The 24,273-nt window shown below is 58.6% G+C and carries 19 protein-coding genes; 7 read left to right on the top strand and 12 right to left on the bottom strand.

Annotation, left to right across the window (positions count from 1 at the left end; translation table 11 throughout):
- Window positions 1-90: 90 nt before the first annotated feature.
- A complete protein-coding gene (locus tag ACR0M2_RS08415; protein WP_480704602.1) occupies window positions 91-1,743 on the top strand; it encodes an autotransporter domain-containing protein in 1,653 nt (550 codons plus the stop codon).
- A gap of 11 nt (window positions 1,744-1,754) precedes the next feature.
- Here the strand turns inward: ACR0M2_RS08415 and ACR0M2_RS08410 are convergent, their stop codons facing one another.
- From ACR0M2_RS08410 to ACR0M2_RS08380, 7 genes are all read right to left on the bottom strand, one after another.
- Window positions 1,755-2,129, bottom strand: a complete 375-nt coding sequence (locus tag ACR0M2_RS08410; RefSeq protein ID WP_170362437.1) for a DUF2237 family protein — start codon at window positions 2,127-2,129, stop codon at window positions 1,755-1,757.
- 9 nt (window positions 2,130-2,138) lie between these two features.
- The gene (locus ACR0M2_RS08405; protein WP_480704600.1) at window positions 2,139-3,302 is read right to left on the bottom strand and encodes a serine hydrolase domain-containing protein; all 1,164 of its coding nucleotides are present in this window, start codon (window positions 3,300-3,302) and stop codon (window positions 2,139-2,141) included.
- An 82-nt stretch (window positions 3,303-3,384) separates the two neighbouring features.
- Window positions 3,385-4,065, bottom strand: a complete 681-nt coding sequence (gene pth / locus ACR0M2_RS08400) for an aminoacyl-tRNA hydrolase (RefSeq protein ID WP_480704598.1) — start codon at window positions 4,063-4,065, stop codon at window positions 3,385-3,387.
- 138 nt (window positions 4,066-4,203) lie between these two features.
- Entirely contained in the window at window positions 4,204-4,860 is a 657-nt protein-coding gene (locus tag ACR0M2_RS08395; RefSeq protein ID WP_170351752.1) for a 50S ribosomal protein L25/general stress protein Ctc, read from the bottom strand.
- A gap of 231 nt (window positions 4,861-5,091) precedes the next feature.
- Window positions 5,092-6,273 (bottom strand): alpha-hydroxy acid oxidase, encoded by a 1,182-nt coding sequence (locus ACR0M2_RS08390; RefSeq protein ID WP_480704596.1) that lies wholly within the window; start codon window positions 6,271-6,273, stop codon window positions 5,092-5,094.
- A 138-nt stretch (window positions 6,274-6,411) separates the two neighbouring features.
- Complete coding sequence (gene trpA, locus ACR0M2_RS08385; protein ID WP_170378995.1) at window positions 6,412-7,203, bottom strand: tryptophan synthase subunit alpha; 792 nt, start codon at window positions 7,201-7,203, stop codon at window positions 6,412-6,414.
- A 79-nt stretch (window positions 7,204-7,282) separates the two neighbouring features.
- Window positions 7,283-7,768 carry an acyloxyacyl hydrolase gene (locus ACR0M2_RS08380; protein ID WP_170351749.1) on the bottom strand — a complete coding sequence of 162 codons (486 nt, stop codon included), beginning with the start codon at window positions 7,766-7,768 and terminating at the stop codon, window positions 7,283-7,285.
- 198 nt (window positions 7,769-7,966) lie between these two features.
- On the opposite strand from ACR0M2_RS08380, the gene ychF reads away from it, so the two are divergent.
- Window positions 7,967-9,064, top strand: coding sequence for a redox-regulated ATPase YchF (gene ychF, locus ACR0M2_RS08375; protein ID WP_170351748.1), 1,098 nt, complete (start codon window positions 7,967-7,969; stop codon window positions 9,062-9,064).
- A 54-nt stretch (window positions 9,065-9,118) separates the two neighbouring features.
- On the opposite strand, the gene ACR0M2_RS08370 is transcribed toward ychF, so the two are convergent.
- Window positions 9,119-9,493, bottom strand: coding sequence for an ester cyclase (locus tag ACR0M2_RS08370; RefSeq protein ID WP_480704947.1), 375 nt, complete (start codon window positions 9,491-9,493; stop codon window positions 9,119-9,121).
- A 294-nt stretch (window positions 9,494-9,787) separates the two neighbouring features.
- On the opposite strand from ACR0M2_RS08370, the gene ACR0M2_RS08365 reads away from it, so the two are divergent.
- The 5 genes from ACR0M2_RS08365 to ACR0M2_RS08345 all read left to right on the top strand — a co-directional run bounded on the left by ACR0M2_RS08365 (window position 9,788) and on the right by ACR0M2_RS08345 (window position 16,660).
- On the top strand, window positions 9,788-10,669 hold the full coding sequence (locus ACR0M2_RS08365) for a LysR family transcriptional regulator (RefSeq protein ID WP_170399292.1): 882 nt from the start codon (window positions 9,788-9,790) through the stop codon (window positions 10,667-10,669).
- An 84-nt stretch (window positions 10,670-10,753) separates the two neighbouring features.
- A complete protein-coding gene (locus tag ACR0M2_RS08360) occupies window positions 10,754-12,457 on the top strand; it encodes an NAD(P)H-dependent oxidoreductase subunit E (protein WP_480704593.1) in 1,704 nt (567 codons plus the stop codon).
- Window positions 12,458-12,470: 13 nt separating this feature from the next.
- Complete coding sequence (gene fdhF, locus ACR0M2_RS08355) at window positions 12,471-15,254, top strand: formate dehydrogenase subunit alpha (protein ID WP_480704592.1); 2,784 nt, start codon at window positions 12,471-12,473, stop codon at window positions 15,252-15,254.
- Between the two features lie 112 nt (window positions 15,255-15,366).
- Window positions 15,367-16,155 (top strand): cyclase family protein, encoded by a 789-nt coding sequence (locus ACR0M2_RS08350; RefSeq protein ID WP_480704590.1) that lies wholly within the window; start codon window positions 15,367-15,369, stop codon window positions 16,153-16,155.
- Entirely contained in the window at window positions 16,148-16,660 is a 513-nt protein-coding gene (locus tag ACR0M2_RS08345) for a thioesterase family protein (RefSeq protein WP_480704588.1), read from the top strand. The genes ACR0M2_RS08350 and ACR0M2_RS08345 overlap by 8 nt, the downstream gene beginning before the upstream one ends.
- On the opposite strand, the gene ACR0M2_RS08340 is transcribed toward ACR0M2_RS08345, so the two are convergent.
- From ACR0M2_RS08340 to ACR0M2_RS08325, 4 genes are all read right to left on the bottom strand, one after another.
- Window positions 16,657-20,739 (bottom strand): translocation/assembly module TamB domain-containing protein, encoded by a 4,083-nt coding sequence (locus ACR0M2_RS08340; protein ID WP_480704586.1) that lies wholly within the window; start codon window positions 20,737-20,739, stop codon window positions 16,657-16,659. The genes ACR0M2_RS08345 and ACR0M2_RS08340 overlap by 4 nt on opposite strands.
- Window positions 20,736-22,541 (bottom strand): autotransporter assembly complex protein TamA, encoded by a 1,806-nt coding sequence (locus ACR0M2_RS08335; protein ID WP_480704585.1) that lies wholly within the window; start codon window positions 22,539-22,541, stop codon window positions 20,736-20,738. The genes ACR0M2_RS08340 and ACR0M2_RS08335 overlap by 4 nt, the downstream gene beginning before the upstream one ends.
- A gap of 284 nt (window positions 22,542-22,825) precedes the next feature.
- Window positions 22,826-23,812 (bottom strand): type I glyceraldehyde-3-phosphate dehydrogenase, encoded by a 987-nt coding sequence (locus tag ACR0M2_RS08330; protein WP_480704583.1) that lies wholly within the window; start codon window positions 23,810-23,812, stop codon window positions 22,826-22,828.
- 54 nt (window positions 23,813-23,866) lie between these two features.
- Complete coding sequence (locus tag ACR0M2_RS08325) at window positions 23,867-24,190, bottom strand: hypothetical protein (protein WP_170351739.1); 324 nt, start codon at window positions 24,188-24,190, stop codon at window positions 23,867-23,869.
- Window positions 24,191-24,273 lie beyond the last annotated feature (83 nt).

Genomic DNA, 24,273 nt, shown 5'->3' with positions numbered 1-24,273 from the left:
TTTGATGGAGCGCAAACTGTTGCTGTTCGGGGACCGCGTAACCCGAGCGCCCCGGTGTGTGGCATCTGATCGGTGCAGTAGGAGGTATGAATGTTCTGGTCCGTTATGCGCAGGTTTCTGTACCTGTTCTGTGTGATTGCTGCTGGCGTAATGGGCAGCGGCAAGCAGGCTTCGGCCCTTGATGGCTTTATCCCGTTCACCCCTATTCTAACGCCAGGCGGCGGCCCTGCGGCGGTCAGCAACAACTCGGGCATCTCGACCGCGTTCATCTCACTGGGTGCCCCCGGCGCGTTTCCGGGCGGGTCGTTCTATTTCAACAATGCAAGCACGCCGGGCGCTGCGGTAACTCCGGGGGTTTTGACGAGTCTTGGCTACCTGGACCCCACGATTATCAGCCAGAACGGCGCGGATTCGACCTATGCAGCGGACGATTACATCGGGATCGTTTTCACTGCACGCGAGACGATCGGAGGCCCGCTGTTCCAATATGAATTCGCGCTGTCCGGGGTCACGAGCACACAGTTCATCAACACCCGGGTCGTCGTGGACACGACGCAGCCAACGGCGACGATCGGACCACTAACCCCGACCGGAAGCGGGACGTTTGAGGCCACGATTACCCTAAACGAACCCAGCACGGATTTCACCGCAAGCGATCTTTCCGTCACAAATGCGACCGCCATCCTGACCGGATCGGGCTCGAATTATGTGGCGACGCTGCCGCCCCAGAACAACGGAACCATCGAACTTTTTGTCCCGGCGGGCGTTTTCACCGATGCTGCTGGCAACACGAACCTGGCGTCCAACACGGTCAGCACGGTGCAGGCGGTGGTGAACACGCAGCAACTGATCCAGGCGTTTAAGAACGCTCGGGCCAACAGCCTTGTGAACAACCAGCCCGAACTGACCCGGTTCTTGCAGAGCCCGGGCTCCGGTGCGTTTGAATCCACAGTGACGCGAGGGGCCGGTTATCTGAACTTTGCCAGTGATCCGTCATTTCCTGTTTGGTTCAACCTGACAGGCAACTGGAGTTCGCAGGACGATTTCGATACCTCTTATGCGCTTGCGGTATTGGGCACGCATCGGCGTATCAATCAGAACCTGCTGATCGGTGCGATGTTACAGATTGACTATGCCGAGACAGATAACGACGCCTCCAGCGTGGATGGAACCGGCTGGCTGGTCGGGCCTTACGTGGTCGCAAAACTTCCCAGCCAGCCCGTGTTTTTCGAAGGCAGAGTGCTCTATGGACAAGCCGACAATGACATTTCGCCTTTTGGCACGTATCAGGACAGCTTCGACAGCGACCGCTGGCTTGTGCAGTCCCGCGTGACCGGCGAGTTGCAGCGGGGCGATCTGACGCTGATGCCGTTGCTCGATGTCAGCTATGCCAGCGACGATCAGGAGGCGTACACAGACAGCCTCGGGAACCGGATCCCGCAGCAGGATTTCAGCCTGACCACCGCACGGCTTGGTATGGATTTCAGCCATCCGATTGCCGTGAAGCGCGGGCAGATGATGCTTACCGGCGGCCTGTCGGGGATCTGGAGCAGCACGTCAGGCACGGGAACCGCGCCGGGCGTCACCCCAATCGGCGACACAGCACGCGGGCGCGTCGATCTGGGCTTTGACTATCGGTTGGAAAACACCAGCTCGCTGGCGGCTGATCTGTTCTACGACGGTATCGGCGAAAGCGGCTTTGAAAGTTATTCGGTCAGCCTGACCTGGCAGATGGCCTTCTGATCGGGAGGCTCTCAGCCTTCCGCCGCTTGCTGGCGCAACAGCTTTAGCGGAACGATCTCCAGCGCGCGTTGATGTGTGGCTTCCAGATGCACCTTGGGCGCGCAACCTTCGTCATGGGCCTGCAGGAAGCGCGCGGCGCACAGGCACCAACTGTCACCGGGGTTCAGACCCGGAAAGTTGAACTCCGGGCGCGGGGTGCTCAGGTCGTTTCCAACGTATTTCGAAAAGGCCAGAAACTCGGCCGTCATCACCGCGCAAACCGTGTGGCTGCCCTGATCTTCGGGGCAGGTATTGCAGGCCCCGTCCCGAAAGAAACCAGTCAGCGGATCACGGGAACAGGGGCTGAGAACGCCGCCCAATACATTGATACTGTCTTGTTTTTGCATAGGACCACCTTACAGGCTTTGGGCGATCTTGCGGAACATTTCTATGTTTGCTTCGTTGATGCCGGGATCGCGGAACTGGCGATCTGCGCCGGTTGTGACGATCAGCACGCCGCGCGGCTGGTCGAAATAGATGTACTGGCCGTACACACCACGGGCCAGAAATTCACCTTCATGCGCGCCAAGGGGAATCCACCACTGATAACCATAGCCGATCTCGCCGGGCGCAGTCGGTGCGCTGGGCAGGACGGATTCGGTGATCCAGTCGACCGGGACCAGTTGCTGGCCGTCATGGACGCCATTTTGCAGGATCATCTGACCAAAGCGTGCGAAATCGCGCGTGGTGAAGTTCAATCCACCTAACACAAAAGCAACTCCGGCACCGTCAGTCACGTAATAGCCGTCGTGTTCCAGGCCCAAGGGCTGAATGATCTTTTCGACCAGCAAATCTGTCACACTGCGCCCCGTGGCCCCGCGGATGACCATTCCAATCACATGGGTGTCAATCGACACGTATTGCCAGGTCTCGCCGGGCGTGGCGAACGTATCCTGCAGTGAGGCCGCGAAATCGTCCAACTCTCCGCCCAAGGCGATGACACGACCCATTCGGTTGATGTCCGAATTGGGGTCGAAATAATCCTCATCGAAAGTAACTCCGCTGGCCATGTTCAACACATTGCGGATCGACGCGCCGTCATAAGCGGTGCCCTCCAACTGCGGCGCATATTTCACCACGGGATCGTCCAGCGAGTCGATTGCACCCTCGGCCAACAGGATGCCGAAAAGCGCGGACAGATAGCTTTTAGCCACCGACCACGAAATCCGGCGATCCTCGGGCGTGGTGCCCAGATAGTATTCTTCGAACCGGATTTGCCCGTCCTGCATCACCAGAAGAGAGGTGACAGCGCGATCTTCGATCCACGCATCGGTATCCTCGGGCAGATCAAAGCCGGGTCCGTAAGGCAATTCCCAGGTCGGCCCGACGCCACGGGGCAAGTCGACCGTCAGGAAAGCGTCGTTCATATGAGAGAAGTTGTGAACGATCTTTTCCTCGGAAAACAACGAGTTCACGGCCATAAGGCGTTGCAGTTCTTCGCGTTTCCAGAACCCGACAACGACCGCTGCCAGCACCAGCATCAACACGATGCGCAGCACCCATTTCAACATAGATCTCATATGTGGCCTCCCCGATCCATGCTGCATTGGAACGCGCCAAAAGCCGTTGTGCAATTGGGACGTTGCGGCAAGGTCTCCCGTCTTACTTGAACTTGTCCAGTAGCTTCTGCATGGCCGAGCGCGTATCGACCTCTGGTTCTGCAGCACGTTTGGCGGTTGCTTTGGGCGCCTCGGCCGGTGACTTTGACGACCGGGGCGGGGCTGTGCGTAGGGCGACGGCGTTCATGAACTTGCCGCCATCCCCGTCGGCCAGATAGCCTGCACCGTCCGACACGCCGCGCAACACGTCGTCAAGCCAGTCCGCGTCGGCCTTGGCAAAGTCGCCCAGGACGTAAGGAGAGACCAATTCCTTCCGGCCCGGATGCCCGATCCCCAGCCGTACTCGATCATAGGCGGGGCTGATATGTTCGTGGATTGAACGTAGCCCGTTGTGCCCGGCATGCCCGCCGCCCGCCTTGACGCGCACCTTGCCGGGGGCGAGGTCCAGCTCATCATGAAAGATCGTCACATCGGTTGAGTCGAGCTTGTAAAACCGCATTGCCTCACCCACGGACTGACCAGAACGGTTCATGAAGGTCTGCGGTTTGATCAGCAGTACCTTTTCGCGGCCTAACCGACCTTCGGAGATCTCGGCCTGAAACTTGGATTTCCACGGCCCAAAGCCGTGATCCTCGGCAATGCGGTCAACAGCCAAAAAGCCGATATTGTGCCGGTTGCGGGCGTATTTCGACCCCGGGTTCCCCAATCCGACAAACAATTTCATAGTCTCGTCCTTGTGCATTGCGACATGAGCAGGTGGTTGATGGCACGGAATGCCACCGGTTTTCCAGCCCATGTACGCCAAAAGAAAACGGGGCCCGATCAAGGCCCCGTTTCCAAATCCGAATTGTTGGGTCCGGACTTATTCTTCTGCTTCTTCCTGGCCGACGACTTCAACTTCGTCAACGGCCACTTCTTCGCCTTCTTCCTCATCGTCGTCGGTCGCCAGACCGGTCGGTGCCGAAACGTTCGCAATCACGAAGTCACGATCGATGGTCGGCTTAGTGCCTGCGGGCAGGTCCACGGCCGAGATGGTGACAACGTCGTTGATCTCCATGCCGGTTACATCGACGATGATCTTCTCAGGAATGTCACCTGCGGTACACATCAGTTCGACTTCCGGACGGACAACGGTCAGAACGCCGCCCTTTTTGATGCCGGGTGCTTCTTCTTCGTTGATGAACTCAACTGGGATGAACAGCGCGATCTTAGTGGTCCGACGCAGGCGCATCAGGTCCAGGTGGGTCGGCAGGTCTTTGACAACGTCACGCTGAACGTCGCGGCAGATGACACGAACGTCTTCGTGGCCTTCAACCTTCAGGTTCCACAGGGTCGACTTGAACCGGCCTGCTTTCAGGCGCTTGAACAGGACGTTGAACGGGATCTGAATCGGCAGCGGCTCTTTATCGCCACCAAAAACAATGCCCGGAACCATGCCGTCGCGGCGTGCTTGACGAGCGGCGCCCTTGCCTGTCCCCGTCCGTTCCAGAGCTACGAGATCAGGAATCTCTCCAGCCATGATAAATTCTCCAATGTTAGGGCGGGCATCCTCCAAGGCTGTATGCCCGCGTGAAGCCGCGTCCTTATCTCGATTCATTGGGTTTGGAAAGGGGTTCACCCGAATAATTTTTTAGCGAGGCTCTGCCTCGCGCTCCGAGGTATTTTGGGCCAGATGAACAAAGGGTTCCAGGTTCATCTGGCCTGAATGACACAGTGGAGGCGGCTGTAAAGTCCGCAGCCCAGCCGCGGGTCAGCTCGCAGGCGGTGTATTTTGCCAGAGGCCGCCGAAATCCTCGGGGATCAGCAGATTGTGACGTCCCAAATCGCCAACATTGCGTTCGCCACATAGCGCCATGGTTGTGTCCAGTTCCTTTTGAATGACGTCCAGCGCAGTGGTGACACCTTTCTGACCCATCGCACCCAGCCCATAGACAAAGGCGCGACCGACATAGGTGCCCTTGGCCCCCAGAGCCAGCGCCTTCAGCACGTCCTGACCCGAGCGGATTCCACTGTCCAAATGAACCTCGATGTCACCGCCGACGGCATCCATGATCTGCGGCAGCATGCGAATAGAGCTGAGCGCACCGTCCAACTGACGCCCGCCGTGATTTGAGACGATAATGGCATCGGCCCCAAGTTTCGCGGCCATTTTGGCGTCTTCGGCATCCAGAATACCCTTGAGGATGACCTTGCCGCCCCATTGCTTCATCAGCTTTTCGACCTTGGCCCAGTCGAGGCTGGGGTCGAACTGTTCAGCCGTCCACGCACCTAGGGACGACGCATCCGAGATACCCTCGACATGGCCGACGATGTTGCCAAACTCGCGCCGTTTCGCCCCCAGCATTTCGATGCCCCAGGACCACTTGGTCATCAGGTTCGCAATCGTTTTCGCGGTCAGTTTTGGCGGTGCAGACAGGCCGTTTTTCAAATCCTTGTGCCGTTGGCCCAGAATCTGCAAATCCAGCGTGATGACCAGGGCCGAGCATTTCGCATCTTTGGCCCGTTGGATCAGGCGGCTGACATATTCCTGATCCTTCATAGTATAAAGCTGAAACCAGAACGGTTTTGACGTGTGCTCGGCCACATCCTCGATTGAATTAATCGACATGGTAGACAGGGTAAAAGGCACACCGAATTCCTCGGCGGCTTTGGCGGCCTTCATTTCGCCGTCCGCGTGCTGCATGCCCGTCAATCCAACCGGCGCCAGCGCGACCGGCATCGCCACATCTTCACCGATCATCTGCGAAGCGGTGGATCGTCCCGCCATATCCACGGCCACCCGTTGACGCAGGCGGATATCCGAGAAATCCGAACTGTTGTCGCGAAACGTTTGTTCGGTCCAACTACCGCTTTCGGCATAGTCGTAGAACATCCGAGGCACCCGTCGTTCATAGATACGTCGAAGGTCTTCGATGGTGGTGATTACGGGCATGGGGCTGCGCCTTTGATTGGTCGGTCAGGTAGTTCTACTGGCGCAACATCAAGGGCGCAATTGGCTGAGGCGCGAAAAAAACCGCAGCAGGCCGGTGGCTTGCTGCGGTTTTGTTTATTGGATCTTGTGATTGGTCGATCAGGCCGAATGGGCGCCGTCGGATAGTGTTTTCACAAAGTCCAGAACCTCGGCCACTGGCTTTCCCGCTCCGATCTGGCTGACAATGGCCGAGCCGACAACCGCGCCGTCGGCAACGCTGGCGATGGCCTTGGATTTCTCGGGTGTGTTGATGCCAAAGCCCACGATCACGGGCAGGTCGGTCGCGGATTTGATCCGGGCCACTTCCGGGCCGACATTCGTGGCTTGCGCTTCGGCTGCGCCGGTGATGCCGGTGATCGAGACGTAATAGACAAAGCCCGAAGTGTTCTGCAGAACGCGGGGCAGGCGTTTGTCATCGGTGGTCGGTGTCGCCAGGCGGATAAAATTCAGACCGGCGGCCTGGGCCGGCAGGCACAGTTCCTCATCTTCTTCCGGCGGCAGGTCGACGACAATCAGACCGTCGATACCGGCAGCTTGCGCATCGGCCAGAAAGGTGTCCACGCCGCGGCTGTAGATCGGATTGAAATAGCCCATCAGAACAATCGGGGTGGTGTCGTCGGTTTCACGGAAGGCGCGGGCCAGGTCCAGTGTCCGCTGCAAAGTCATGCCACCGTCTAATGCCCGTTGCCCTGCGGCCTGAATGGTCGGGCCATCCGCCATGGGATCGGTGAACGGCAAGCCCAGCTCAATCACATCCACGCCAGCGCCAGGCAGGCCCTTGACCACCTCAAGCGAAGTTTCATAGTCGGGGTCCCCCGCCATTATATAGGCGACAAAAGCCTTTTTCCCTTCGGCCTTCAGGGCGGCGAACTTGGCGTCGATACGGGTCATCGGATGTCCTTGCAGTCAGGTTTGGACCTGATGTGCAGAAACTTTGCGCGAAAATCAATCCCGGTCCCGCGGGATACCGTCAGAATGCGAAATGATATCGCACCAGCGCCGAATTAACACCCGGGTTGTCATCCTGTGTGCTGGCATTGGATTTGTGGGTGATTGCCAAGGACACTTTGTTACCACTTTCTAAGGTGTATCCGAGACCCAACAGGGTGCGAATCTGGAACTCTCCCCCAAGATCGTTGCGGCCTTCGCCCTCTGAGAAATACCCCGGCATGACACTGCCTTCGACGAACCAACGCTCGGCAAACCCGTAGGTTCCGATCAGGCCGATACCGATATGAATATCACCTGCGGTATCCACAGTCAGGGCACTACCCCATGAAGCGGCAAAACGGGAGGCCTCATGAAAGGGGCGATGCTGATACTCGAGCGCGAACACAGCCTCGTCCTCGGATTGGCTATCTGAGAAATCTGAAAATCCTGCGCCAAAGACAAGGGATTGAGCTTGCGCTGCTGGTGCGGCCAAAAGCAGCGCGAAAATTGCAGAGGTAAACTTCATATTACACATTCACTATATGTTTGTTTGCAACACCTTACGTGGTGATCTTAGTGTGCCAATTTCAATCCGGGCAAGTTCACGAATGACGAACGATTTCGTGATGTTGTAAATTGGTCTTTTCCTCGTTTCCGCAGTCTGGCTTGCGCATTGATCCGGACCTGCATAGAAGCACCCCTCGAATGGCATCAGGAGGCCGCTATGGGTTTTAAAATGGGAATCGTGGGTCTGCCGAATGTGGGCAAGTCGACCCTCTTTAACGCGCTGACCAAAACCGCAGCCGCTCAGGCGGCAAATTTCCCGTTCTGCACCATTGAGCCCAATGTGGGGGACGTGGCCGTGCCTGATGACCGGTTGGACAAGCTGGCGGCGATTGCCAGCTCTAAGCAGATCATCCCAACACGGATGACCTTTGTGGACATCGCTGGTCTGGTTAAAGGCGCGTCCAAGGGTGAAGGGCTGGGCAACCAGTTTCTGGCCAATATCCGAGAGACCGACGCCATCGCCCATGTGCTACGCTGTTTCGAAGATGGTGACGTGACCCATGTGGACGGCCGCGTCGACCCCGTGGCCGATGCCGACACGATCGAGACGGAACTGATGCTGGCCGATCTGGAAAGCATCGAAAAGCGCCGCGCCAATCTGGTGCGCAAGCTGAAAGGCAACGACAAGGAAGCACAGCAGCAGGAACGCTTGCTGGCCGAGGCGCAGGCGATGCTGGAAAATGGCAAACCGGCGCGTCTGGTTGAGGTCTCGGACGAAGACGCCAAAGCGTGGAAGATGTTGCAACTGCTGACCACCAAACCAGTGCTATACGTTTGCAACGTGTCCGAAGAAGAAGCAGCTGACGGCAATGAATACTCTGCGAAAGTCGCCGAGATGGCCGCGGCGCAGGGCAATGCCCATGTCATCATCAGCGCCAAGATCGAAGAAGAGATCAGCCTGTTGGAAGAAGACGAAGCGCAGATGTTCCTGGAAGAGATGGGTTTGGAGGAACCTGGCCTCGACCGTCTGATCAAAGCTGGTTACGACCTGTTGAAGCTTGAGACTTATTTCACCGTCGGCCCGAAAGAGGCCCGCGCCTGGACCATCCGCACGGGCACCGCCGCACCACAGGCTGCTGGCGTGATCCATGGCGACTTCGAAAAAGGCTTTATCCGCGCCGAGACCATCGCTTATGACGACTTTATCTCGGCAAAAGGCGAACAGGGCGCGAAAGAGGCCGGCAAGATGCGGGCTGAGGGCAAGGGCTACATCGTCAAGGACGGCGATGTAATGCACTTCTTGTTCAACACCTAAGAGGTCTCTGTGTGTCCGGTCCATCAGGGACTGGGCGCATTTTAGACGCCGGGGTTAGTTTCCGGATTCCAGTTCCTGCCGTTGGGTGAAATAGTCCCAGACAACCCAGCTTTCCGCGATCTTTCCATCGGCGATCCGGTCGATCTGAACGCCGGTCCAGTTTACTGGCCGGTTAGTCGCGGGCACACCAAGGTATGCGCCTTTCTGGGTCCCGAAAAAGCGCCAATGGGTGGATACCCGGTCGCCTTCGGCGATCTGCCCAAAAATCTCGACCTTTAAATCAGGAAAGGCTTTGTGGTTTGCTTCGACAATTTCGGTCCAGGTGGCCAAATCGACGCTTCCGATTCCACCGGTTGCTAATGGCGCCTGATGGTTTTGATACTCGTCAGCGAAAATTGAACGGTCAATAGTGGAATCCGCAGCCCACATTTCAACAGCCTGTCGTGACAGATTTTTTGCTGCGGAGTTATCATTCTGTTGAGCCATCACGTTTCCTCTTGCCGCAATTGTCAGTAGTATTGTTAACGTCAAAATACGCCCTGCCAAGCCGGTGAGCTGTCTGGTCATTGGCTTCCTCCGTCAGTCATGTCGACACCAGTTTACGATAGCGCGCGCCGGGCCATCGCGGAAAGTGCCGTCTGCGGGTCGCTGGATCGCAACTTGTGCTTTCACCGGGCCGCAAACACGCTACTCTGCGCTTCTGATCTTAAGAAGAAGAACGGCATGATCGAAATCCGTGACCTGCAACTGCTTAGCGCTTTGGCGCGGCACCGTCATTTTGCCAAAGCGGCCGAGGAATGCGGGATATCGCAACCCGCCTTTTCAATGCGTATCCGCAACCTCGAAGATCGCTTGGGCGTGTCGATCGTCCGCCGCGCCAACCGGTTTCAGGGCCTGACCGAAGAGGGCGAGATGATCGTCCAGCGTGCACGGCGTATCCTCGATGATACCAAGGCGCTGGAACAGCAGGTGCTGGCCGCCAAGGGTGAGATCACCGGCACCCTGATACTGGGTGTGATCCCGACTGCGATTGCCTTTACCGGGCGGCTGACCAAACGATTGAGGGATGCGCATCCCCGCATCATTACGCGCATCGAGACAATGTCTGCCACAGCGATCCAGCACCGTCTGGACGAGGGCAGTCTGGACGCGGGCATCACCTATGGGGATAGCATCGGAACCGATCTGCGGCAGGTGCAACCCTTGTACGAAGAGACCTATGTCTTGCTGGTGCCGTCGCATATGACGGATGAAACCGGCCCCATACCATGGGCACGTGTGGCCGAATTCCCACTCAGCCTGCTAGAGCCACAGATGCAGAACCGGCGCATCCTCGACCGGATTTTCGCTGAACAGGGCCTGCACCCGGATGTCGTCGCCGAAACCAGCGGATTTACCGCTTCGATGGTCATGGCGCGCGAGGGGTTGGCGGCCACCGTGGTCCCTCGGGTGCTGGTGCGAGCGCTGGGTGATCTTAAGGGAACAAAGGTGCTGCCGCTTGTCGATCCCGTTGTCAGCAAGCCGATTTGTCTTGCGACCCTTACACGGGATCCCGAATTGCCAACAGTCGAAGCGCTGCGTGCCGTGGTGACGTCTTTGCGGTGATAAACTTTCGTTATCGTGCGATTGAAATATGCGATTTGACGATATGCTATTCTGATGAGACACGGAGCTCAATCGGAGGGCATCATGGCACCATTAGACACCAAGCCATCAGGCGCAACCAAGGGCGTCTGGAAGTCAGGTAAAGGCAAGGGGCGGCACACGCCCAAAGGCCGTCAATTCACGGATGAGGCACAGGCGGAAATTACACGTCTGCTGGGCGACCGCCCACGCCGTCGCGATCTGCTGATTGAATTCCTGCATTTGATTCAGGACGCACACGGCCATATCAGCGCCGACCACATTGCCGCTTTGGCGGTCGAAATGCGGGTGGGGCAGGCAGAGATCTATGAAACGGCAACCTTCTATGCCCACTTCGATGTAGTGAAAGAAGAAGAGACCCCTCCGCCCGCGCTGACCATTCGTGTCTGTGATTCTTTGTCCTGCGAAATGGCCGGGGCTCAGCAATTGCAGAAGGCGCTTGAGGATGGTCTGGACGCGTCCGAGGTTCGCGTAGTCCGTGCCCCCTGCATGGGTCGCTGCGATACGGCCCCGGTGCTTGAGATCGGCCACAACCATATCGACCATGCGACGCCGGAAAAGGTGCAGGCAGCGATTGCCGCCGGTGACACTCACGCCCATCTGCCCGACTACGAGACCTTTGCTGCCTATGAGGCAAACGGCGGTTACGCCAAGCTAAAAGAGCTGCGCGACAATGGTGATTGGGAGAAGGTGCAGGAAGACGTCCTGTCCTCGGGCCTGCGTGGTCTCGGTGGCGCTGGTTTCCCGTCTGGCAAAAAATGGGGCTTCGTTCGCATGAACGAAGGTCCGCGCTATCTGGCTGTGAACGGCGATGAGGGTGAGCCCGGCACGTTCAAGGACCGTTACTATCTGGAACGCACGCCGCATGTTTTCCTTGAGGGCATGCTGATCGCCGCATGGGCGGTCGAGGCCCAGACCTGCTTTGTCTACATGCGCGACGAATATCCGGCAGTGCTGGAAATCCTGCGCCGTGAGATTGTAGCGCTGGAAGAGGCCGGGATCGTTGAGCCCGGCTATATCGACCTGCGCCGGGGGGCTGGCGCCTACATCTGCGGTGAAGAATCCGCGATGATCGAGTCGATCGAAGGCAAAAAGGGCTTGCCGCGTCATCGTCCTCCGTTCGTGGCACAGGTTGGGGTCTTTAACCGCCCGACCTTGGTGCACAATGTTGAGACGCTGTATTGGGTCACCAAAGTGTGCCGTGAAGGGCCGGAATGCCTCAACAGCACCGAGAAGAATGGTCGCACGGGCCTGCGCAGCTATTCGGTCTCGGGCCGGGTGGCGAAGCCTGGCGTTTACCTTCTGCCCGCAGGCTCGACCATTCTGGATGTGATCGAGGCTGCCGGCGGCATGGCTGAGGGCCAGACCTTCAAGGCGTATCAGCCGGGTGGACCGTCTTCGGGCCTGTTGCCAGCGTCGATGGACGATATCCCGCTGGATTTTGACACGTTGCAGCCTCACGGCACCTTCATCGGCTCGGCGGCCGTGGTGGTTCTGTCCGACCAGGACACCGCCCGCGACGCGGCGCTGAACATGCTGCGCTTCTTCGAGGATGAAAGCTGTGGCCAATGTACGCCTTGCCGGGCGGGCTGTGAAAAGGCGGTCAAGCTGATGCAGGCCGACAAGTGGGATCAGGACCTGCTGGAGGATCTGTGTCAAGTCATGGGCGACGCGTCCATCTGCGGTCTGGGGCAGGCGGCCCCGAACCCGATCCGCCTGGTCATGAAACACTTCGCTGACGAAATCTGAGGGAGACAGAGCCATGCTTGATGCAAGCCCAACCAAGACCGTCACCTTCAACCTTAACGGCGACGACGTCACCGTACCCGAAGGCACCACGATCTGGGACGCGGCCAACGGCCGTGGACTGGTAATCCCGCATCTGTGCCACAAACCGGCACCGGGCTACAAACCCGACGGTAACTGCCGCGCCTGTATGGTCGAGGTGGAAGGCGAGCGCACTCTGGTCGCCTCGTGCATCCGCCCTGCCTCGGAAGGTATGGTTGTCAAGACAGACACCGACCGCGCCGAAAAATCGCGTGCGATGGTCATGGAACTGCTGGTCGCTGACCAGCCCGAACAGCCGCATGATGTGTCCAGCCATTTCTGGGACATGGCCAAGCTGAACGATGTCAGCGACAGCCGCTTCCCGACCAAAGAGGCCGAAAAGATCCCGCTGCTGGATGACAGCCACGTTGCGATGCGCGTCAATCTGGACGCCTGCATCAACTGTAACCTCTGTGTCCGCGCCTGCCGTGACGTGCAGGTCAACGACGTGATCGGAATGGCCGGTCGCGGCCATACCTCGCAAGTGGTGTTCGATCAGAACGACCCGATGGGGACTTCGACCTGCGTAGCTTGTGGCGAATGTGTTCAGGCCTGCCCGACGGGTGCCTTGATGCCGGCCACCGTGCTGGACGATCAGCAACAGGGGGACAGCAAGGATTACGACTCTGAAACCGAAAGCGTCTGCCCGTTCTGTGGTGTTGGCTGCAAAGTCTCGCTGAAGGTCAAGGATGGCAAGGTCAAGTATGTCGAAGGCATCAACGGCCCCGCAAACGAAGGCCGTCTGTGCGTCAAAGGCCGCTTTGGCTTCGACTATATCCACCACCCGCACCGCCTGACCAAACCGCTGATCCGGCGCGAGGATGCGCCTGCCAAGGGCCTGAACGTCGATCCCGGAAAACTATCGACCCATTTCCGCGAAGCGACCTGGGAAGAGGCGATGGATCTGGCGGCCACCAAGCTGAAGGCGATGCGCGACGAGGACCCGCGCAGCGTTGCGGGCTTTGGCTCGGCCAAATGCACCAACGAAGAGGCCTATCTGTTCCAGAAGTTCATCCGTCAGGGCTTCCGCCACAACAACGTCGACCACTGCACCCGTCTGTGCCACGCGTCGTCGGTTGCGGCGCTGATCGAAAACGTGGGTTCGGGCGCAGTGACCGCGACCTTCAACGAGATCGAAAACGCGGATGTGGCGATCATCATCGGGGCTAACCCGATCGAAAACCACCCCGTTGCAGCGACCTATTTCAAGCAGTTCACCAAGCGCGGTGGCAAGCTGATCGTGATGGATCCGCGCGGCGTTGGAATGCGCAAGTTCGCGGATGAGATGCTGCAATTCCGCCCGGGTGCCGATGTCTCGATGCTGAATGCGATCATGAATGTGATCGTCGAGGAAGAGCTGTATGACAGCCAATACATCCACCGCTGGACCGAGAACTGGGAGGCCGAGAAAGAACATCTGCGCCAGTTCACACCCGAAGCGATGTCGCCGATCTGCGGTATTGAACCGGACCAGCTGCGCCGCGTCGCCCGCACCTTTGCGCAGGCCAAAGCCGGTCTGATCTTCTGGGGCATGGGGGTCAGCCAACACATCCACGGCACGGATAACTCGCGCTGCCTGATCTCGCTGGCACTGATGACCGGAAATGTTGGTAAGCCGGGCGCGGGTTTGCACCCGCTGCGCGGTCAGAACAACGTGCAAGGCGCCTCTGATGCGGGTCTGATCCCGATGTTCTTGCCGGATTATCAGTCGGTTACTGACGACAACATCCGCGCCAAGTTCAACAACGTATGGAACTCTGAGGATTTCTCGAACGAGAAGGGCCTGACGGTTACCGAGATCATTGATCAGGCTTACGCGGGCAACATCAAGGGGATGTACATTCAGGGTGAAAACCCGGCCATGTCCGACCCGGATGTGGGTCACGCGCGCGAGGCATTGGCCAAGCTGGATCTGATGATCGTACAGGATATCTTCCTGACCGAAACGGCGAACTATGCTGACATCATCCTGCCCGCCTCGGCGCTGTATGAGAAAAACGGCACCGTGTCGAACACCAACCGTCAGGTGCAGCGGGTGCGCCCCGCTGTGACGCCTCCGGGTGAGGCACGCGAGGATTGGAAGATCACGGTAGAACTGGCGCAGCGCATCGGTCTGAACTGGGATTACACGGATGTGTCTCAGGTCTTTGCCGAGATGAAGCTGACCATGGCGTCGCTGGACAACATTACGTGGGAGCGTCTGGAAACAGAAACGATCACCTACCCGTCGCTCAGCGAAACCGATCCGGGTCAGGCGATTGTGTTTGGCGATGGTTTCCCGCGTGCCGATGGCCGTGCGCGGTTTACCCCTGCCAGCGTCATCCCACCGGACGAAGCGCCGGATGACGAATATCCGATGATTGCCACGACCGGCCGTCAGTTGGAACATTGGCACACCGGGTCCATGACCCGCCGCGCCAAGGTTCTGGATGCCGTAGAACCGGAAGCGAACTGTTCATTGAACCCCCGAACGCTCAAGCTGATGGGGATCGAACCGGGCGAAATGATCCGTCTGACCACACGACGTGGTTCGATCGAGATCATGGCACGCGCAGACCGCGCCATTGCCGAGGATATGGTGTTCATCCCCTTCGCCTATGTTGAGGCGGCTGCGAACATCCTGACCAACTCGGCCATCGATCCGTTTGGCAAAATCCCCGAGTTCAAGTTCTCGGCTATCCGGGTTGAAAAAATCGAAGACGCGGTCGCGGCAGAATAACCTTGTTGCGTACGCAGCATGAAAGGCGGCCGATTGGGCCGCCTTTTTTCTTTCCTTGACAGTAAGTTACTTGCAGCCAACCCTGTCGCCGTCACTGGTGCAGGAGTTTTACATGACCCGCCGTTTCGTCGATCTGTCCGTTCCGTTGGAAACCGGGATCGTTTCGGACCCGCCAATCATGCTGCCCGAAATCGAATACATGACCCATGATCAGACCGCAGAACAGGTCATGTCCTTCTTTCCCGGCTTGCAAAAACAGGACCTACCGGGCGGCGAAGGCTGGGCCATTGAGCGGCTGCAAATTGCCACGCATAACGGCACCCATCTGGACGCGCCGTATCACCACCACTCGACCATGAATAATGGCGAGAGGGCGATCACCATCGATGAGGTGCCACTGGAATGGTGCATGAACCCCGGCGTAAAACTGGATTTTCGCCATTTCGACGACGGCTATGTGGTGTCTGCCGCCGATGTTGAGGCCGAGTTGAAGCGGATCGGGCATACCTTGCAGCCGTTGGATATCGTGGTCGTGAACACCTCAGCCGGTACGCAATACGGACAGGCCGATTACCTGATGAAAGGCTGCGGTATGGGGCGCGAGGCGACGTTGTACCTGACCCAACGCGGGGTGCGGGTCACTGGCACAGACGCCTGGAGCTGGGACGCACCCTTTGCGCTGACGGCCCAGGAATATGCCGAAACGCGTGACCCGTCGATTATCTGGGAGGGCCATCGGGCGTCGATGGATATCGGTTATTGCCACATTGAGAAATTGACCAACCTGGAAGACCTACCACCAACGGGTTTCGAAATTTCGTGTTTTCCGTTCAAGATCAAGGGCGCCTCGGCGGGTTTTGTGCGCGCCGTCGCAATATTCGAGGAAGATACAGATGACTAACCCCCTCAGCGGTCACGATGGACCCTATGACGCTCCGATTGAAATACGAGGGTTTAGAGTTTTGCCTGAGTGGATCGACTATAACGGCCACATGAATGTGGGGTTCTATGGCGTGGCCTTCGACCGCGCGTTGGATCACTTGATGGATGATCATCTGGGTCTGGGCGAAGCGCAGGTCAACGCATTGGGGCAGGGGCCTTACATCCTGCAGACGCATATGAATTTTTTGCGCGAGATTAGGCAGGACGAACCGTTCTGGTTTCGCTTTCGGATGTTGGATTCCGATCAGAAACGGGGGCATTACTTTGCACAGATGCTATCTGGTGAGAACACGCTCTGCGCTACGCAAGAGGCGCTGTTCATGAATGTCAGCCACACGACTGGGCGTTCGGCACCCTACCCAGATTGGGCGGTCACGCGGTTGGCCCGGATGGTTCAAGATCATGCACCATTGGACCCCGCGCCGCAGGTTGGGCACACCATTGGCATCCGCCGCAGCGATTAATAATCCCGTTCGAAAAACACGCCAACCCCGGTTTCTCCGCGCCCGTCGACTGAACCGCGGACAGTAAAACTGTCCGACACGTCAAGGTTCAGGTTCACCTCGGTGTCACCTTCGGTATTGACGGTGAAATCGGTGTAGAGATTGTCGCTCAGATACGCGCCGGCCCCCAGTCGGCCCGCACCGCCTTCAGACGCGCCAATATCCACCGTGTCAACGCCGGTCGAATCGCGAAGCCCTTTGGTTGCATCTCCCCCGGCACCGCTGAGCTGCGCCAGAGACGCCGCCATCTGGGCGATGACAAAGGGTGAAATTTCGGAAAACCGGTTGCCGAACAAGAGCATGGCCAGCGCCTCTTCGGCTGGGCGTTCAGGGTCGGAATAAACGTCAACCTCCGGCGCATCCAACGGGCCCGCGATTTCGATTGTGGCGGTGCCATCGGACGTGCTGGTGGATGAGGCGAACTCGATATACGGCGTCAGGTCGCCTTGCAGTGTCACGATGCCTTTTGTCAGGGCCAGCCTGCGGCCCAGAATGTCGAAATTTCCCCGGATCAGTTCGATTTGGCCGGATGGGATAACTGCGGTGGTCGTGCCGCCGATATTCAGCCGCCCCCCCAGTTCGGCGTTCACACCCCGGCCGCGCACGAAAACCGCCTTGGGCGCCAGCAGGCTGACATCCAGCGCGATACGTGAATCGCTTTTTTCCGCGCCTTCCTCGACAACAAGGCCCGCGCGTTCCCGTGTCAGGTAACCAGCTGCGCTTTCATTGACATGCCTGATCTCGGGGATCGGTGCAGCGCCCACGGCACCAGCCGCGGCAGCGAGGTTGATATTGGTTTCCTCGAACGTGATCTGACCGGAAATGGCGCTGTTGCCCGCCAGCGCTCCGGTCATGGCGATCTCACCGTTCAAAGTGGTCTCATACAGAAGCTTGTCTGTTAGCACCAACTGATTGAGCCGCGTAACAATGTTCGCGTTCAGCGGCGGTGTCAGGTCCAATGGCCCCGAGATGGTAAAAGTGCCGCCCGCGCGCATGCCACCATTCAACGAGATATTGGCGCGACTCTGCGCCAATTCGACCGAGCCGCTGATGCCGGTTATTGTCTGTCCGATCTCAGGGATCGCAATTGACGTGCCTGAAGTGGTGATAGAACCGCTGAGCGAACTTAGCTCGGGCTTTCCCTTGAGGCGCAGATTGTGCCGGGCAGATCCTTCGATCTTGTTGGGTGAGATAAAGATGTTGGCGACGCCCAGATTGATGCCACCCTGCGCCCGCAGATCGGCCTCGCCGCTGTTTTCATCGAAGGTTCCAGCGATAGTGCTGTTGATCTCGGCCGGACCATTGGCTGACCCGTCAATGGTCCAGACGCCGTTGTCGCGCTTGGCCGTGCCGGTTGCCGCAACGGTGCCAGGGAACTCGGGCGCGAACCGTTCGATCCTGTTCAACTTGGCGTCGAAATCCAAATCGGCCGAACCATCGGTGTCTACTGTTCCGGTCAGGGCTGCATAGGAACTGTCCGGACCGCTCAGGCGCATGTCCCCTTCCAGTCCCGATCCCGTTGGGGCAACATTCCCGTCCAACGTCAGCGGGCCGGACATCGACGTCATGACACGGGACAGGTCGTCAAGCTGGGCCGAGAAGGTCAGGCCACCCGCCTCTCGGTCCAGTTTGCCCGAGGCATTGGCCGATAGGGCAGTGCCCCTCAGGCTAAATGTACGGACTTCCATGCCGTCGTCGTCTTTGTCGGCATCAATGTTCAGGGTCGTGCGGCCCTGGATCAATTTATCGACCAAATCAATCCCGGTCTGAAGGTCGTCAGCGTCCACATTGCCCTGAATGTCAAAGACACGATTGGCGAGATTTCCGTTGCCCTGCACATTCGCGGCGACCGAGCCGCCCAGATCCCGCTTGGCCAACTCCGAGAACAGCGACAGATCCGGGGCGTTCACACGAGCGTTGCCGTCAACCGAAAGCTCTCCGGTAGGGTCATCCACCGTTGCGGCGACTTTTGCAGTTAAGGCGGTACCGTTGACCGTCGCTTCGCGGATTTCAATCCGATCGGTCGTGCGTGCCCCGTCCCAGGTGATCGTGGTCTTGCCGGTCAGCAGCGGATCGATGTCGGACATGCCGGTTTGTATATCCTGTCCGATCACGCTGGCCGTGCCGTCGAATTCCAAAGTCTGCACGGTGCCTTTGCCGTCCATTTCCGCCCGCAGGGCGCCACCCAGTTCACGCTTGGCCAGACCGGAAAAGACCGACAGGTCAGACGCATTCACGCGGGCCTTGCCGTCAATGGTCAGGTTGCCGTCAGGTGTCGTGACCTCGCCGCTGGCCTTTGCCTGCGCAGCTTCGCTATTCAGGTCAAACTCGCGAATGGTGATGCCATCGCTGCCTCGGCTGGCATCCAATGTGATGGTGGTTTCGCCTTTGATGACGGGATCGATATCGTCGCGCCCGGTGACCAGATTGCTGCCCTCAAGCACCAGTTTGCCGTCAAAGCTACGCTCTAATGGTGAGCCTGTGCCGTCAACGCGGGCCGAGGCACTACCGCCCAGATCAAGCTGCGCCAGGTCCGAAAAACGCGACAGGTCCGATGCCTCAAGCGTGGCCGAACCGTCAACCGTCAGGCCACTATTCAATCCGTCGATCAACGCATCCAGCCCAAGGGTATAGTCGGTTCCCACCAGTTCGAACCCCGACAGGTTCAGAGACTGATCGCTGCCGTAATCGAACTGCCCATCCAACGTGATGCTCTCTCCCAAGGCCGTGTTCAGGGCCTGATCATTCAGATCGATCCCGTCGACGATGGCCTGAAGGTCTCCCATTACACTGAATGAAGTGCCCTGTTCTAACGTGCCCTGCGCGGTGATGCGGGCCGTGTCCAGTTTCGCTTGCGGAGATTGAAACGCATTCGCCGTCAGGCTCAGATCCCACAAATTGCCGTTTTTCTGATCGAACAATGCCGAAATCTGCGCCGCTTCAATCGAGGTTTCGCCGCCTTTGACCGGCAAAACCACCGTTGTTCCGTCCGGCGGGGTGATCCGGCCTTGCAAGGCCGCCAATTGCAACGTGCCGCCTTCAGCCAATTGCAACTCACCCTTTAGGTCCAGGGCTTGGGTGGTCAATTCCAGATCGGGGATGTCCAGCGCGCCTTGCGGTTTGGTTTGGCCGTCCACGAACAAGCGTGTTTTCGGGCCAAAGAACGGGTCCAGATCCTCGGCCATAAAGGGGGTCAGGTCGCCACCCAGATCGGCGGTAAAGGCGATCCCGTCTGCCGCACCGGTTTCAGCGGCGCGCAGCTGTATCTGCCCTGTGACCTGTTGCTGATTGTCGCTGCTCAGGGCGATATCAGCAGTGAAATCGGTCACTGGGCCCGAGCCTGTGACCGACAGGCCGATAGGTGGGCTGTCGGGAATATTCAGCGCAGTTGATATCACGCCGCCTGCGGCCTCTTTCACCTGCAGGTCCAGATTGATCTCGCGCGAGGTGTTCTGGAACCCGGCGGTCAGTGTCACCTCATCCCCTCCGCGGTCCAGGCGGGTGACATCCAGGTTGGTGTCCAATGTACCATCGGCCAGTGACAGGTTCCCCGTCACCGCCAGATCGGCGGCAACCCCGATCAGAGGTTTACCCAGTGACAGCTCATCAATCCTGATTTCACCGATCTCGATGGAAACGGGCAGTTCCGGTAGTTCGAAAGGTTTGGTCTCGGCTGTCGGCGCAGGCGTGTCCTTGGTGGTTGTGCCCGGCGCGCGGGCGATATCGATTTCCTGCGCGGTCAGGGCATTGACGGAAAACCGACCCCGTATCAGAGCCAGCCGGTTCCAGTCCAGCTCGGCGTCCTTGATGGTCAACCAGACGCCTTCGTCGTCCGACACGGTAATCTCTTCAATCGTGGCGCGGGCGCTCAGCGCACCTTGCAGACCCTTGACGGTGACGTTCTGGTCTTCCCCTGACAAGGTATCCTGCAGGAAACGCTCCAACATGCTGCCACCGCCGTCATCCTCTTGCGCGAGTACGGGCGGCGCTGTCAGGATCAGCACAGTTGTCACAACCGGATATGAAAACTGCCGTATCAAAACGCTTGTCCGATCCCGATATAGAATTGCAGACCATCGCCAGTGTCGCCCTGAACCGGCAGGGCTAAGTCAACGCGTAGAGGGCCGAACCCCCCAAGATCATACCGCACCCCAAGCCCGGCACCGGAATGGTATTCTGCACCGCTGCCGATGAAAGAAGAAGTGTCCACAGTACCGAAATCATAGAACCCGACAAGCGATATCGTGTCGGTGATCTTGCCACGGACTTCTCCCGACAGACCGAGGAAGGACTTGCCGCCTGCTTCACCACCGTTGACAGGAATGCCGAGGCTTTCGAACGGCTGCCCACGCACTGTGCCGGCACCACCCGAGAAGAACAGGAAATCCGGCGTCACATTGCTTGGGGAAGGACCGATTATCGATCCTATCTGAGCCCGACCAGCCAAAACGAGCCGCCCGCCCGTGCCCAGGCTGGTATAGGCGCGTGTGTCGGCGAACAGCCTGATGCCCGTGTCTGTGCCGGAAAAACCTACAAAGGGCATGATTTGCGCATCCAGATAGAATCCGCGAGTCGCGCTGACCTTGCTGTCACGCTCGTCCCATTCAGACCGGGTTGGGATAATGAAATAGCGGAACTTGCGGCCGCTGCCATAGGCGTCATCTGCATCCGACCACTGAAATCCAGCCGAGGCTTCGGCATAAAGCCGGTCGGAAAAGGTGCGACGCGCACCATAGGCCAGCGAGGCCACGGATACGTTGTAATTCTCGGTATTCCGCCGCTCCAGCAGGGCGCTCCAAAAGGTGTTGTCGTCCGGGCCCAGCCGGTCGGGTTGATCAAGGCGCAAACCAATGCGGCCGTCCAAATCCTCGGTTCCGCCGATATTGCGCAGAGCGGCTTCGAACCGCAGCCGTTCCGCGCGGCGGAAGACGTTGCGATGGGTCCAGGTCGCGGTGACGTCCAGCCCGGCATTCGAGGCCAGCTCGACCCCGAAGGTCAGGCGGCGTTTGGGCATGTCCTCAAAAGTTGCATCGAAATCCAACGTGCCATCGGGATTGGGCGTTTCATGTTCTTCGATCGAAACGATGCTGAACGTACCTGTCCGACGCAAGCGAGTGCCGACCTTCTGGATTTCCGCTGGCGAATAAACCTCGCCCGAGGGAAAGCCGGCGATCTTGTTGATCGAGTGGTGGCGTACATCTGTATCGCCTTTGATGAACATCTTGCCGAAGGTCAGGCGCGGACCGGGTTCAAGGTCGATTTCAGCATCCAGCTTTCTCTGCGCATGGCGAGCGATAACGGTTTGGTCTTCAAGTTGGGCTTTGGCGTGACCGGCGTCCCGCCAGCCCTGTACCCCGGCCGAGGCTGCCTGTTGGATGGCACCGGTCGTGGCCAGTTTTCCGGGAGCGAACTCCTCTGGCAGGATTGTCTCCGGCGTAACGGGGGCGACGATAGCCGTTCCAAAAGTGAAGGTCGGTCCGGTATTTACCGTGATAACCGCTCGGTTGATCGTGTTGGGTACGGTTAGCGAGCTGATGTCAGCCGCTTCCCGGCCATCCAGTTTAATGCTGACGACGGGGCTGAAATAGCCCTCGTCATACAGAATCTGAACGAGTGTGCGGTAATCTGACAGGGCGGCAGACAGAACCTCGAGCGGGGTATCCAAACCACGTTCATCTGCCGTCAGGACAGATGAGGTTTCTTCGATACGTTCAACCACGCCCGGGGGCGCACCGGGCGCGGACAGGGATGTTTCCAGCGCGGCCAGAGATGAGGGCAGAGCGGCGGCAATAACGCCAAGCAGACAATATTTCACAAAGGCCTGTGGCCTGCTTCCCCGCATCGAATGGCTCCAACTGCCCCAAGTCGAAATCAATTTCACCGTCTTATAAAAAACAACGGCTGATACCGTTCATGTTAGAGCATCAGTTTCCACACAGGGAAAGAACTTATCGAATGAGGTGCCAAATTACCGGTTTGTGTGCCCCGTCAGCCCCGTTTGCGGGGCGGTAATGTGGCGCCAACCCATGAACGCATTGACGGGCTCCTCCCGCCCGATCCCATCGCATCAAAGATTCTTGTGATCCGTTAGGCCGGGCAGCGCCCGCGCGCTGCGGTTCCGCGAATTCAAGGCTGTGCCATCAGGCGGGCGACGTCGAGCATACGTGCTGAAAAGCCCCATTCATTGTCATACCAGCCGAAAATGCGAACCTGCCGGCCGCCGACCATCCGCGTCTCGGGGCCTGCAATGACCAAAGATTCCGGTCGTGTACGCAAATCTGACGACACCAGCGGGTGATCGGTCCATCCCAGAATGGGAGACTGCGCGACCGTCTTGCGCAGCTCGGCTTCAAAGTCAGTGGCGGACATACCGCGTTCAAGCGTCGCCACCAGATCCACCGCAGACACGCTGGCTGTGGGGACACGCACCGCCGCGCCCGAGATGCGACCCGCGAGATGCGGCATGACCTCATCAATCAAGTGCGTGGCGCTTGTGGTGGTGGGCACCATGGACAACGCGCCGGCGCGTGACCGGGCCAGATCGCCGCGCGGGGCGTCAATCATGGGTTGGCTGTTGGTATAACAATGGATGGTTGTCATATGGGCCGAGGCGATGCCGCCGATTCCATCCAGCACCTTGATCAGTGGGGCCAGCCCATTGGTGGTGCAGGACGCGTTCGAAACGATCCGGGCGTTGCCCAACTGCGCTTCATTGGCACCCAGAACGATCGTGACTTCGGTTGCGGGCGAGGGGCCCGAGATCAGCACTTTGCCCGCCCCGGCGGTCAGCCCCTGGCTGGCAACATCCGAGGTACGGGCGACGCCGGTGCAATCCATCAGGACATCCACGCCGCTCAGGTCGACTCGGGACAGGTCGGGGCTGTGGGTCACCGGGATTGTGTGACCGTCGATGACAACGGTTCCGTCGCCGGTATCGACAGGCCCAGAGTAGGGGCCGAACGTGCTGTCGTATTTGAACAGGTAGGCACAGGTTTCCAGCGGTGCGATATCGTTGATCAGCACCAGCTCAATATCCTTGCCCCACGGCAAAGCCAGCAGCTGCCGCAGGATCGTGCGGCCAATACGACCGAATCCATTGATTGCGAGTTTCATGCGCAAGCTATGGCAGTGGGCCGCGCTGACCTCAATGCCCGTTTCGCGGCAAGATCAATTGCAGCTGACCTGCGAAAAGAACTGGCCTGAGATGTTTTGATACATGCTGGCCCGGATAGGCTTGCATCCGGTGGCTGCCTGAATGGCGGCCATAGCTTGAATGGTGCGCAGGCGCGGTGGCGGACCGAACGGGTTCAGATTGTTGTTGTCACGCGTGGCGCGGTACACGACCGGAGCATCCGAAACCTGCGTAACGGCCCATGTGCGGCTCATGACGAAGACCGATTTGGTTTCCTCTTTGGCGACTACAGGGGTCGCCTCTAAGGCCGTCAGGCCAATTACAGCTGCCAGTGCCAGCAGGGATCCGCGCAGTACCATTGAACAATCTCCAGTGCTAAAAACGGTGCTATTTCACCAGATTCAAGCGCTTCTGTGAACCCCTGCGCGGGAAAAACTGAATC

It is taken from the genome of Ruegeria sp. BE10 (assembly GCF_056538905.1).
This window is presented reverse-complemented; position numbering and strand designations above follow the sequence as displayed.

What these genes read in the sequence shown, in the direction of transcription:
- ACR0M2_RS08415 (WP_480704602.1), top strand. Translation starts at nt 91, where the DNA reads ATGTTCTGGTCCGTTATGCGCAGGTTTCTGTACCTGTTCTGTGTGATT.
- ACR0M2_RS08410 (WP_170362437.1), bottom strand. Translation starts at nt 2,129, where the DNA reads ATGCAAAAACAAGACAGTATCAATGTATTGGGCGGCGTTCTCAGCCCC.
- ACR0M2_RS08405 (WP_480704600.1), bottom strand. Translation starts at nt 3,302, where the DNA reads ATGAGATCTATGTTGAAATGGGTGCTGCGCATCGTGTTGATGCTGGTG.
- pth (WP_480704598.1), bottom strand. Translation starts at nt 4,065, where the DNA reads ATGAAATTGTTTGTCGGATTGGGGAACCCGGGGTCGAAATACGCCCGC.
- ACR0M2_RS08395 (WP_170351752.1), bottom strand. Translation starts at nt 4,860, where the DNA reads ATGGCTGGAGAGATTCCTGATCTCGTAGCTCTGGAACGGACGGGGACA.
- ACR0M2_RS08390 (WP_480704596.1), bottom strand. Translation starts at nt 6,273, where the DNA reads ATGCCCGTAATCACCACCATCGAAGACCTTCGACGTATCTATGAACGA.
- trpA (WP_170378995.1), bottom strand. Translation starts at nt 7,203, where the DNA reads ATGACCCGTATCGACGCCAAGTTCGCCGCCCTGAAGGCCGAAGGGAAA.
- ACR0M2_RS08380 (WP_170351749.1), bottom strand. Translation starts at nt 7,768, where the DNA reads ATGAAGTTTACCTCTGCAATTTTCGCGCTGCTTTTGGCCGCACCAGCA.
- ychF (WP_170351748.1), top strand. Translation starts at nt 7,967, where the DNA reads ATGGGTTTTAAAATGGGAATCGTGGGTCTGCCGAATGTGGGCAAGTCG.
- ACR0M2_RS08370 (WP_480704947.1), bottom strand. Translation starts at nt 9,493, where the DNA reads ATGTGGGCTGCGGATTCCACTATTGACCGTTCAATTTTCGCTGACGAG.
- ACR0M2_RS08365 (WP_170399292.1), top strand. Translation starts at nt 9,788, where the DNA reads ATGATCGAAATCCGTGACCTGCAACTGCTTAGCGCTTTGGCGCGGCAC.
- ACR0M2_RS08360 (WP_480704593.1), top strand. Translation starts at nt 10,754, where the DNA reads ATGGCACCATTAGACACCAAGCCATCAGGCGCAACCAAGGGCGTCTGG.
- fdhF (WP_480704592.1), top strand. Translation starts at nt 12,471, where the DNA reads ATGCTTGATGCAAGCCCAACCAAGACCGTCACCTTCAACCTTAACGGC.
- ACR0M2_RS08350 (WP_480704590.1), top strand. Translation starts at nt 15,367, where the DNA reads ATGACCCGCCGTTTCGTCGATCTGTCCGTTCCGTTGGAAACCGGGATC.
- ACR0M2_RS08345 (WP_480704588.1), top strand. Translation starts at nt 16,148, where the DNA reads ATGACTAACCCCCTCAGCGGTCACGATGGACCCTATGACGCTCCGATT.
- ACR0M2_RS08335 (WP_480704585.1), bottom strand. Translation starts at nt 22,541, where the DNA reads ATGCGGGGAAGCAGGCCACAGGCCTTTGTGAAATATTGTCTGCTTGGC.
- ACR0M2_RS08330 (WP_480704583.1), bottom strand. Translation starts at nt 23,812, where the DNA reads ATGAAACTCGCAATCAATGGATTCGGTCGTATTGGCCGCACGATCCTG.
- ACR0M2_RS08325 (WP_170351739.1), bottom strand. Translation starts at nt 24,190, where the DNA reads ATGGTACTGCGCGGATCCCTGCTGGCACTGGCAGCTGTAATTGGCCTG.